Raw genomic sequence first — 10,489 nt, 5'->3', positions numbered from 1 at the left:
TGCCACCAGCCCCCACGCCCCGTTGACCGGATATTCCCAGTCGAGATCGATGCCATCGAGGCCGTATTTTCCGACCACTTCCTGCGCCGAGCGGATGAACACCGCCCGTGCTTCCGGCGTGGCGGCCGCGCCTGAGAAGCCGCGCGCGCCCCAGCCGCCGACCGACAGCAGCACTTTCAGATTGGGGTTCTGCTGACGCAGTGTTGGAATTTTTGCTAAATCGGACTGCACCTTGGGCGATAGCCAGATTTGATGCAGCTTCGCAGGGTCTTTTAACGCGTCGTTGGTTTCGTCTTTTTCGTCATTGTAGATAAGGCCAAACGAATAGTTGAGGTGGGTAATTTGCCGCACGTCCAGCTTATCGATATCACCGCCCGGCCCGGCGGTAACGTCACCGCCGCCGTTGAAGTAGCCAACGGACATCAGGGAATTCGCGGAAACAACCGAAACGCAGAGCAGGGGTAATGCTGCCAGCAAAGGCAAAAGTTTCATACACGGTCCTCTTTGACATTAAAAAAGCAAACACGCCACGGAAATGGCGTGGCGAAAAAACAACCTTTCGACCCTATCATTGCCGCTGCGTTAAATCTGCGAGATGGTTCACGAGGGGGAAAAAGAGGAGAGAGTTGTAGGCCGGATAAGCAAAGCGCCATCCGGCACTACGGGCTAGTGCTGAATTTCCAGCCAGTCATCCAGCGTATACAGCGTCGCGCCTTCTGCCGCCATTTCCATAAAAGCCTGAGCGCTATCCTGCGGCTGAATGTTGACGCCGCGACAGCCGTCGGTAATGACGTTGACCGCATAGCCAAGCTGGAGGGCGTCCAGCACGGTAAACTTCACGCAGTAGTCGGTAGCCAGCCCGAGAACCGTCAGTTCGTCAATCGCGTGTTCGCGCAGCCAGGCGTCCAGCCCGGTCTTCTGCCGATGACCGTTGTCGAAAAAGGCGCTGTAGCTGTCGATGTTGACGCTTTCGCCCTTGTGGAACACCGCGTCGATCGCGTTGTGCGCCAGCAGCGGATGAAACGCCGCGCCATCGCTGTTTTGCACACAGTGATCCGGCCAGAAGGTCTGCGGCAGACCGTCGAGCGTTCCCTGGCTGTAAGGCTCCACGTCGTGCTGGCTGGCAAAGCTGCCGTGGTTGGCTGGGTGCCAGTCCTGGCTGGCAATCACCGCTTCACCGCGGCGTTGCGCTTCACCGATCAGCACATTGGCGACATCAATCGTGCTGTCGCCATCGGCAACCGCCAGGGCGCCGCCCGCACAGAAATCGTTCTGTAAATCGACTAATAACAGCGCGCGTTTGCTCATCACTCTCTCCTTAATCGTCTGGCGTCAGTTCGCCGCGCAGGTTCTGCTGCATCGCCGCGCGAATGGCGTCGGCGTCGAGCCCCTGACTCAACAGGTAATGTAACTTGGTCAGCGTCGCTTCCACCGTCATATCGGCGCCGCCGATGACGCCCGCTTGCGCCAGCGCGTTGCCGGTGGCGTAGCCGCCCATATTCACCTTGCCGGACATACATTGGGTGAGGTTAACCACCACAATACCGCGGCTGCTGGCTTCTGCCAGCTCTTTCAGGAAAACAGCGTTTTGCGGGGCGTTACCCACGCCATAAGAACGCAGGATAAGCGCTTTGACCGGCTGAAGCAGGAAGTTGCGTACCACATCGGCGGAGATCCCCGGATAAATCGTTACCACGCCAATCGGCTGCGGGGTAATGGGATGCACAATCAGCGCACCGTCGCCGTGCGGGGCGGGCGGGGTACCCAGCTTACGAATATGGATACCCGCTTCCAGCAGCGGCGTCAGGTTTGGCGAGGCAAACGCGTCAAAGCCATCCGCATGGGCTTTGGTCGTCCGGTTACCGCGATAGAGACGGTTGTTGAAGAACAGCGTCACTTCGTTAATCGGGTAGTTGGCGGCGACGTACAGCGAATTCAGCAGGTTAATCTGCCCGTCGGAACGCAGCTCCGCCAGCGGGATCTGCGAGCCGGTCACGATAACCGGCTTACCGAGGTTTTCCAGCATAAACGACAGCGCTGAGGCGGTGAACGCCATGGTGTCGGTGCCGTGCAGGATCACAAAGCCATCGTACTCGTCGTAGTGCGCTTTAATATCGTCGGCGATGTGCTGCCAGTCTTCCGGCGTCATGTCGGAAGAGTCCATCAGCGGGTCGTATTCGTGGATATTAAAGTCCGGCATCTCGGGGCGATGGAACTCTGGCATCAGCGCCAGCTGGCGCTGCAAATGCCCGGAGACCGGGATATAGCCGTGGTCTGAGCGCTGCATCCCGATGGTCCCGCCGGTGTAGGCGACGTAAATGGATTTTTTTGGCATGGTTCGTCTATCGATTGAGCAAAAGAAAATCCCCTCCGACAAGGAGGGGATTGCGATTAGCGAATATTGGCGCAGGTCAGGCAAATTGCATAGCGATTTTGCGGATCGTTAAACACCGCCAGCTTATCGCTTTCGGCCTTGACTGCATTTGCGGCGTTCGCCAGCGGGGCCGGGAGATACGCCTGCAGCGCCTGCGGCAGAGAGGCGCGCACCGAGCCGGAGAGGTTATCCATCACCATATCGAAGAACGTCGGTTCGCTCTGATAGTAGTCGATGTGCCACGTCTTCACTTTCGCCAGCTCGGCGGCTTTCGCTACCGCATCGTCAAAGTCGCCAAGGCTATCCACCAGACCATTGGCTTTGGCGTCCTCACCGGTCCAGACATGGCCCTGAGCGATTTTATCAATCGCTTCCGGCGTGCTCTTACGCGACTGCGCCACAAGGGTAATAAAACGTTTGTAGCCGTTTTCGATGCTGAGCTGCATCATCTGCTGCACTTCCGGCGTCAACGCTTTGGTCATCGCCATATCCGCCAGCGGCGAGGTGGCGACGCCGTCGGTGTGCACGCCGATTGAATCCAGCGTGTTCTCGACGGTGTTGATGACGCCAAAGATGCCGATAGACCCGGTCAGCGTGCTCGGGCTGGCAATAATGTAATCCGCCGGGGTAGAAATCCAGTAGCCGCCGGAGGCCGCCATGCCGCCCATTGAGACCACCACCGGTTTGCCCGCCGCTTTCGCCGCCGCCAGCTCTTCGCGAATGACCTCAGAAGCGCTTACGCTGCCGCCAGGGCTGTTCACGCGCAGCACGATGGCTTTGACCTTCGGATCCAGACGCGCGTCGCGAATCTGCGCTGCGGTGGTGTCGCCGCCGACGTTACCCGGGGTTTCTTCACCGTCCATGATGGCGCCGTTTGCAAACACCACTGCGATACTTGAGCCGGTGTCCGCCGGCGTTTTCACCGCATAGTCATACATGCTGATGGCGCTGTAGTTATTGTCGGCCTTACTCCAGCCGAACGCTTTGGTCATCGCTTTTTCGATATCCGCGCTGGAACCTAAGTTATCCACCAGCTTGTTATCCAGCGCGTACTGCGCCGTGTCGCCATCGACTTTACGCAGCCCATCCAGCACGCCCTGCGCGCCGGGGAAGATCTGCTGCGCCGTCACCTGACGGTTTGCCGCGACGGTGTTGAGGTAGTTCTGCCACAGTTCGCCAATCCAGCGGCTGTCCGCTTCGCGTGCGGCAGGGGACATATCGTCGCGAATAAACGGTTCGACGGCAGATTTATAGGTGCCGACGCGGAACACGTGGGTTGAAACCTTCAGCTTGTCGAGCAGGGTTTTGTAGTACAGCCCGTTAGTGGCAAAACCGTGCAGATCGACCTCGCCCTGCGGCGACAGCCAGATCTTATTCGCGAAGCTGGCCAGGTAGTACTGCGCCTGGCTATAGCTGTCGCCCACCGCGTAGACCGGCTTACCGCTGTCGCGGAATTCACGCAGCGCTTTGCCGATATACTGCATAGAAGGCTGGTCGCCGCCGGCAAAGTTTTTCAGATCCAACACAATACCGGTGATATTGCGGTCATCTTTCGCCTGGCGAATGGTCTGCACGATATCAAACAGGGAGTTTTCCTGGAGGCGGTCAGAGCTGGCGCCGAAGAACTGGCGGCCAATCACGCTGAGCTTGCTGCTCGGCGACGGCTTGTCGACCACCACGCCGCTGATATCCATCAGCAGCGCGCCGCGGGTACTGTGTTCAGTGGTACTGCTGAGCTGCATCCAGATGCCGACGCCGACCAGCACCAGCAAGATGAAGAACAGGTTCAGCACCAGCTCACGGACGAAATTGAGTAATCGCCACGTCCATTTAAAGAATCCGGCAATGAAGCGCCATACAGTTCGCATGTATTCTCCCTGCAAAAACGAAAAAAGGTTTACCGAAACGGTAAAACGTGTGGCTATCCTAAATAGACCGTCGCCGCTTGTCAGCAGGAATCGCCTTCTGCGCTGTAACAAAATCCTTGCGCATGTTAATTTTATGAAAAATAACGTGAGAGGAGTGATTCAATGGATGCACTGGAACTGTTGGTGAATCGCCGCAGCGCTTCCCGCCTGACCGAACCGGCCCCAGCGGGGGAACAGCTACAAAATATTCTCCGTGCCGCGCTGCGTGCGCCGGATCACGGCACGCTGCAACCGTGGCAGTTTGTGATTGTGGAAGGCGAAGGCCGTGAACGTTTCAGCCAGCTGCTGGAGCAGGGGGCGAAGGCTGCAAACGGCGACGAGAAGGCCATCGAGAAGGCGCGTAATGCCCCGTTCCGTGCGCCGATGATTATCGTGGCGATCGCCAAATGTCAGGATCACCCGAAGGTGCCGAAATGGGAGCAGGAGATGTCGGCGGGCTGTGCGGTGATGGCGATGCAAATGGCGGCGGTCGCGCAGGGCTTTAACGGTATCTGGCGCAGCGGCGCGCTGACCGATAGCCCGGTAGTGCGCGCGGGCTTTAACTGCGGCGAGCAGGATAAGATTGTCGGCTTCCTCTATCTGGGCACTCCGCAACTGAAGGCTTCGACTACCATTACGCCACCGGATACGGCCCCATTCGTCCGTTATCTCTGAAAAATCACCACGATTGTCTGGATTTCAGGCAAATGCCCGCGAATTCAGACAGTCGTACTTATCACCGCTGTGTTCTGGCGTTAACATACCCCCTCTATACCATGCCAAAGCAATGACAGGAGTTGTCCATGAGCGAGCAGGCCATTCGTTTAACGCAGTACAGCCACGGAGCGGGTTGCGGTTGTAAAATTTCGCCCAAAGTGCTGGAGACCATCCTGCACAGCGAGCAAACGAAGTTTATCGACCCCAACCTGCTTGTTGGCAATGAAACTCGCGACGATGCTGCCGTTTACGACCTGGGTAACGGTACCTCGGTCATCAGCACCACCGATTTCTTTATGCCGATTGTCGACAATCCGTTCGACTTTGGCCGTATTGCGGCAACCAACGCCATCAGCGACATTTTCGCCATGGGCGGTAAGCCGATTATGGCGATTGCCATCCTCGGCTGGCCGATCGGCAAACTGGCTCCAGAGATTGCGCGCGAAGTGACCGAAGGCGGGCGCTTTGCCTGCAAACAGGCCGGTATCGCGCTGGCGGGCGGCCACTCTATCGACGCGCCGGAGCCGATTTTCGGCCTCGCGGTCACCGGAATTGTGCCTACCGAACGGGTGAAGAAGAACAGCACCGCGCAGGCGGGCTGCAAGCTGTTCCTGACCAAACCGCTCGGTATCGGCGTGCTGACCACCGCCGAGAAAAAATCGCTGCTCAAGCCTGAACATCAGGGGCTGGCGACGGAAGTGATGTGCCAGATGAACCTTGTGGGCTCGGCGTTTGCCAATATTGACGGCGTGAAGGCGATGACCGACGTCACCGGTTTTGGCCTGCTGGGTCACCTGAGCGAAATGTGCCAGGGCGCTGGCGTGCAGGCGCAGATTGATTTTGCCGCCGTACCGAAGCTGCCGGGCGTGGAAGAGTATATTGCCCAGGGCGCCGTTCCGGGCGGTACCGAGCGGAACTTTGCCAGCTACGGTCACCTGATGGGCGCGATGAGCGACGCCCAGCGCGCGCTACTGTGCGACCCGCAAACCTCCGGCGGCCTGCTGCTGGCGGTGACGCCGGACGCCGAAGCCGCCGTACAGGAGGCTGCCGCTGAGTTTGGTATCACGCTAACCGCTATCGGTGAACTGGTCACCGCGCGCGGCGGCCGTCCGATGGTCGAGCTGCGCTGACCCCATGCGGTTGTTTATTGCGGAAAAACCGAGTCTGGCCCGCGCCATTGCGGATGTACTGCCGAAGCCCCACCGCAAGGGCGACGGCTTTATCGAATGTGGCAACGGCCAGGTGGTGACCTGGTGTATTGGTCACCTGCTGGAGCAGGCGCAGCCGGACGTCTATGACAGCCGCTATGCGCGCTGGAATCTTCAGGATCTGCCGATCGTGCCGGAAAAGTGGCAGCTCCAGCCACGCCCATCGGTCACCAAACAGCTGAACGTCATCAAGCGTTTTCTTCATGAAGCCAGCGAAGTTATTCACGCCGGAGACCCCGATCGCGAAGGACAGCTGCTGGTGGATGAAGTGCTGGACTACCTGCAACTGTCGGCGGAAAAACGCCAGCAGGTGCAGCGCTGTTTGATAAACGACCTCAACCCGCAGGCGGTGGAGCGCGCGATTTCCCGTCTGCGTGCCAACAGCGAATTTATTCCGCTGTGCGTCTCGGCGCTGGCCCGCGCGCGTGCTGACTGGTTGTACGGGATCAATATGACCCGCGCCTATACGATTCTGGGGCGCAACGCCGGTTATCAGGGCGTGCTTTCCGTGGGGCGCGTGCAGACCCCGGTGTTGGGGCTGGTGGTGCGTCGCGACGAAGAGATTGAACACTTCGTCTCAAAGGACTTCTTTGAGGTGAAGGCCCACATCGTCACGCCGAAAGACGAACGGTTCACCGCCGTCTGGCAGCCGAGCGAAGCCTGTGAACCGCATCAGGATGAAGAAGGTCGCCTGCTGAACCGCGCGCTTGCGGAACACGTAGTGAAACGCATTACCGGGCAGCCCGCGCTGGTCACGGCCTATAACGACAAGCGCGACTCGGAACCCGCGCCGCTGCCGTTTTCGCTGTCGGCCTTACAGATTGAGGCGGCGAAGCGTTTTGGGCTTAGCGCGCAGAACGTACTGGATATCTGCCAGAAACTGTACGAAACCCACAAGGTGATTACCTATCCGCGCTCCGACAGCCGCTATCTGCCGGAAGAACATTTCGCGGGCCGTCACGCGGTGATCAACGCCATTGGCGTTCACGCCCCGGACCTGCTGCCGCAGCCGTTGGTCAACACTGACACCCGCAACCGCTGCTGGGACGACAAAAAGGTCGATGCCCACCACGCGATTATCCCAACCGCGCGCGCCAGCCACGTCAATCTCAACGACAACGAAGCGAAGGTGTATAACCTGATTGCGCGTCAGTATCTGATGCAGTTCTGCCCGGATGCGGTTTATCGCAAGTGCCAGATCGATCTGGATATCGCTAACGGTAAGTTTGTCGCCAAAGCGCGTTTCCTGGCGGAAGCGGGCTGGCGTACGCTGCTGGGGGCGAAAGAGCGTGATGAAGAAAACGACGGCACGCCGCTGCCGGTGGTGGCAAAAGCGGACGAACTGCTGTGCGAGAACGGCGAAGTCGTTGAGCGACAAACCCAGCCGCCGCGACACTTTACCGACGCCACGCTGCTGTCGGCAATGACCGGTATCGCCCGCTTTGTGCAGGATAAAGATCTGAAAAAAATCCTCCGCGCGACCGACGGTTTAGGCACCGAAGCAACGCGTGCGGGTATTATCGAACTGCTGTTTAAGCGCGGTTTCCTGACCAAAAAAGGACGCTATATTCACTCTACCGACGCCGGTAAAGCGCTGTTCCATTCGCTGCCCGAAATGGCGACGCGTCCGGATATGACCGCGCACTGGGAATCCACCCTGACGCAAATCAGCGAAAAGCAGTGCCGCTACCAGGACTTTATGCAGCCGCTGGTTGGGACGTTGTTCCAGTTGATTGACCAGGCGAAGAGCACGCCGGTACGGCAGTTCCGCGGGCTGGCCGCGCCAGGCGGCGCGAAGAAGCCGTTCAGTAAAGGCAAAGGAAAAACTAAGAAAGCAGCGGCAGGCCCTGCGCCAGACGCCTAGTCGGGGATGTCCATTTGTAGGCCGGATAAGGCATTTACGCCGCCATCCGGCAATGTGCTCAGGCTGCCTGATGGCGCTGCGCTTATCAGGCCTACGGTTCAAAACGATAGCCCGGCATCGCTTTCGCGTCCGGGCTATTTGTTTTAAATCACGCCCTGCGCCAGCATCGCGTCGGCCACTTTCACAAAGCCTGCAATGTTCGCGCCGCGAACGTAGTTGGTTTGCTTCGCTTCGCCGCCGTGCTCAACGCAGGCATGGTGAATATCCAGCATGATGTGGTGCAGACGCGCGTCCACTTTCTCGGCTTTCCAGCTCATACGCGCGGCGTTCTGCGCCATTTCCAGACCGGAAGTTGCTACGCCACCGGCGTTCGCCGCTTTGCCCGGCGCGAACAGGACGCCCGCTTCGAGGAACAGATCGGTTGCTTCGATGGTGGTCGGCATGTTGGCGCCTTCCGCCACGGCCTTCACGCCGTTGGCAATCAGCACGCGCGCCGCGTCGGCATCCAGCTCGTTCTGGGTGGCGCACGGCAGCGCGATATCCACCGCCACGCTCCACGGCTGCTGACCTTCCAGATACACCAGACCGAATTCGCGCGCGTAGTCGGCGACGCGACCGTCGCGGCTAGCTTTGATTTCGCACAGACGCGCCAGCTTCTCTTTGGTGAAACCAGACTCATCAACTACGGTACCGCTGGAGTCGGAGGCGGTGATCACGCGCGCGCCCAGCTCCATGGCTTTTTCAATCGCATACTGCGCCACGTTGCCGGAGCCTGACACCGCCACGCGCATACCTTCGAAGCCCAGACCGTGACGTTTGAGCATCGCTTCGGTGAAGTACACCAGGCCGTAGCCGGTGGCTTCCGGGCGAATCAGACTGCCGCCGAAGGAGAGCCCTTTACCGGTGAAGACGCAGGAGGTGTCGTTAGACAGTTTTTTCATCATCCCGGCCATAAACCCGACTTCACGGCCGCCCACGCCAATATCGCCCGCCGGAACGTCGGTGTCGGAGCCCAGATGACGGTAGAGTTCGGTCATCAGCGCCTGGCAGAAACGCATCACTTCGCCTTCGCTTTTGCCTTTCGGATCGAAGTCAGAACCGCCTTTACCGCCGCCCATTGGCAGGGTGGTCAGGGCGTTTTTGAAGGTCTGCTCAAAGCCGAGGAATTTCAGAATAGACAGGTTTACAGACGGGTGGAAACGCATCCCGCCTTTGAACGGCCCGATGGCCGAACTGAACTGTACGCGCCAGGCGCGGTTAACTTGTACCTGATTACGATCGTCCACCCACACCACGCGGAACTGAATCACTCGCTCAGGTTCAACTAATCTTTCCAGCAGGGAGAGCTGGCGATAGCGCGGGTTTTGTTCGAGGAACGGCCAGAGTGTTGTCATGACTTCGCGTACGGCCTGAGCAAACTCGGTTTGGTGTGGGTCGCGCTGTTGAACATGAGCCAGGAAGGTATCCAGGGAGCAAACCTTGTCCATAAGTATAAGTACCTCTTATGATTGTGGATGTATGTAGTTGTTATGGTTGTGTTTAATGACGTGCGTTATTTCGACTATATCACTACCCAGCTAACGGATGACAAGGATTTTCCGGAAGCGGAATAAAATTAATACTCAATGCCGGGTCATAACCAAAAGCGATGACGTAAAAAAGTTAAGTTGCACGCCCATTTGGTCGATAGTAATACACGGTGCTTTTTTAAGGAGACAGGTGATGAAATGCTTCTGGATTGCTGGCGCGTTTGCGCTGTTTTGTAACATCGCGCAGGCGCGTCCTCAGGTGGAAGTTAACGTTCCCCCCGAGGTTTTCAGCAACAACAACAGCAGCCAGCGCGTGCAGCCGTGCGCCCAGTGCTGTATTTATGAAAATCAGAACTACTCTGAAGGGGCAGTGGTGAAAGTCGAGGGGGTGTTGCTCCAGTGCCAGCGCGACGAGCGCGCCATCAGCACGAACCCGCTCGTTTGGCGTCGGGTAAAGCCATAAACGCCGCTAATAATGGCACGTCGGCGGGGGCCAGATCGTAGCCTTGCGCTTCCTGCGGCGTGCACCACACCAGGGCGCTATGCTCGCGTGCGATGAGCTCGCCATCAAAACGCGGCACGTACCAGGCGTGCAGATGAATGATACGTCCGGAGACTTCGCGGCGATGGCTCGCCACATAGCAGGCGGGCCAGGCGGTAATCGCCAGCTCTTCCTGCAGCTCGCGGATCAGCGCTTCCCGCTGGCTCTCTCCGGCCTCCACTTTGCCCCCGGCAAATTCCCACAGCCCGGCCTGATCGGCATGAGGTGGACGTTGGGCGAGAAGAATTTTGCCATTTTGTTCAATAATAGCGGCAACAACATCAATCGTTTTCAGCATAGCGGTCAAAGACGAGATAACAGAGTTGCCATAATATCCTTGCTTTGCCGT

The 10,489-nt window shown here is 58.4% G+C and carries 10 protein-coding genes; 4 read left to right on the top strand and 6 right to left on the bottom strand.

Annotation, left to right across the window (positions count from 1 at the left end; genetic code table 11):
• The 4 genes from M989_RS13785 to sppA all read right to left on the bottom strand — a co-directional run.
• The coding region (locus M989_RS13785; protein ID WP_245191264.1) for a glycosyl hydrolase family 18 protein at nucleotides 1-492 on the bottom strand (492 nt) is incomplete at its 3' end.
• Nucleotides 493-666: 174 nt separating this feature from the next.
• Entirely contained in the window at nucleotides 667-1,308 is a 642-nt protein-coding gene (gene pncA, locus M989_RS13780) for a bifunctional nicotinamidase/pyrazinamidase (protein WP_064546233.1), read from the bottom strand.
• 10 nt (nucleotides 1,309-1,318) lie between these two features.
• Nucleotides 1,319-2,335 carry an asparaginase gene (gene ansA / locus M989_RS13775; protein ID WP_064546231.1) on the bottom strand — a complete coding sequence of 339 codons (1,017 nt, stop codon included), beginning with the start codon at nucleotides 2,333-2,335 and terminating at the stop codon, nucleotides 1,319-1,321.
• A 56-nt stretch (nucleotides 2,336-2,391) separates the two neighbouring features.
• Nucleotides 2,392-4,242 carry a signal peptide peptidase SppA gene (gene sppA / locus M989_RS13770; protein WP_064546229.1) on the bottom strand — a complete coding sequence of 617 codons (1,851 nt, stop codon included), beginning with the start codon at nucleotides 4,240-4,242 and terminating at the stop codon, nucleotides 2,392-2,394.
• A 162-nt stretch (nucleotides 4,243-4,404) separates the two neighbouring features.
• On the opposite strand from sppA, the gene M989_RS13765 reads away from it, so the two are divergent.
• The 3 genes from M989_RS13765 (at nucleotide 4,405) to M989_RS13755 (ending at nucleotide 8,070) form a co-directional block, all read left to right on the top strand.
• Nucleotides 4,405-4,956 (top strand): NAD(P)H nitroreductase, encoded by a 552-nt coding sequence (locus M989_RS13765; protein ID WP_064546227.1) that lies wholly within the window; start codon nucleotides 4,405-4,407, stop codon nucleotides 4,954-4,956.
• Between the two features lie 128 nt (nucleotides 4,957-5,084).
• Entirely contained in the window at nucleotides 5,085-6,128 is a 1,044-nt protein-coding gene (selD, locus tag M989_RS13760) for a selenide, water dikinase SelD (protein WP_064546226.1), read from the top strand.
• A gap of 4 nt (nucleotides 6,129-6,132) precedes the next feature.
• Entirely contained in the window at nucleotides 6,133-8,070 is a 1,938-nt protein-coding gene (locus M989_RS13755; protein WP_064546224.1) for a DNA topoisomerase III, read from the top strand.
• Between the two features lie 143 nt (nucleotides 8,071-8,213).
• On the opposite strand, the gene gdhA is transcribed toward M989_RS13755, so the two are convergent.
• A complete protein-coding gene (gene gdhA, locus M989_RS13750) occupies nucleotides 8,214-9,557 on the bottom strand; it encodes an NADP-specific glutamate dehydrogenase (protein WP_064546221.1) in 1,344 nt (447 codons plus the stop codon).
• Nucleotides 9,558-9,792: 235 nt separating this feature from the next.
• Here gdhA and M989_RS13745 point away from each other — a divergent pair, with 235 nt between their 5' ends.
• A complete protein-coding gene (locus M989_RS13745; protein WP_064546218.1) occupies nucleotides 9,793-10,062 on the top strand; it encodes a DUF1496 domain-containing protein in 270 nt (89 codons plus the stop codon).
• On the opposite strand, the gene M989_RS13740 is transcribed toward M989_RS13745, so the two are convergent.
• Entirely contained in the window at nucleotides 10,022-10,438 is a 417-nt protein-coding gene (locus M989_RS13740; RefSeq protein ID WP_064546216.1) for a pyrimidine (deoxy)nucleoside triphosphate diphosphatase, read from the bottom strand. The two genes, M989_RS13745 and M989_RS13740, sit on opposite strands and share 41 nt — an antisense overlap.
• Nucleotides 10,439-10,489 lie beyond the last annotated feature (51 nt).

The organism is Kluyvera georgiana ATCC 51603, assembly GCF_001654985.1.
Lineage (GTDB): Bacteria > Pseudomonadota > Gammaproteobacteria > Enterobacterales > Enterobacteriaceae > Kluyvera > Kluyvera georgiana.
This window is presented reverse-complemented; position numbering and strand designations above follow the sequence as displayed.

Excerpts from the sequence above, each read along its gene's own strand:
- pncA (WP_064546233.1), bottom strand. The coding sequence starts at position 1,308 with ATGAGCAAACGCGCGCTGTTATTAGTCGATTTACAGAACGATTTCTGT.
- ansA (WP_064546231.1), bottom strand. The coding sequence starts at position 2,335 with ATGCCAAAAAAATCCATTTACGTCGCCTACACCGGCGGGACCATCGGG.
- sppA (WP_064546229.1), bottom strand. The coding sequence starts at position 4,242 with ATGCGAACTGTATGGCGCTTCATTGCCGGATTCTTTAAATGGACGTGG.
- M989_RS13765 (WP_064546227.1), top strand. The coding sequence starts at position 4,405 with ATGGATGCACTGGAACTGTTGGTGAATCGCCGCAGCGCTTCCCGCCTG.
- selD (WP_064546226.1), top strand. The coding sequence starts at position 5,085 with ATGAGCGAGCAGGCCATTCGTTTAACGCAGTACAGCCACGGAGCGGGT.
- M989_RS13755 (WP_064546224.1), top strand. The coding sequence starts at position 6,133 with ATGCGGTTGTTTATTGCGGAAAAACCGAGTCTGGCCCGCGCCATTGCG.
- gdhA (WP_064546221.1), bottom strand. The coding sequence starts at position 9,557 with ATGGACAAGGTTTGCTCCCTGGATACCTTCCTGGCTCATGTTCAACAG.
- M989_RS13745 (WP_064546218.1), top strand. The coding sequence starts at position 9,793 with ATGAAATGCTTCTGGATTGCTGGCGCGTTTGCGCTGTTTTGTAACATC.
- M989_RS13740 (WP_064546216.1), bottom strand. The coding sequence starts at position 10,438 with ATGCTGAAAACGATTGATGTTGTTGCCGCTATTATTGAACAAAATGGC.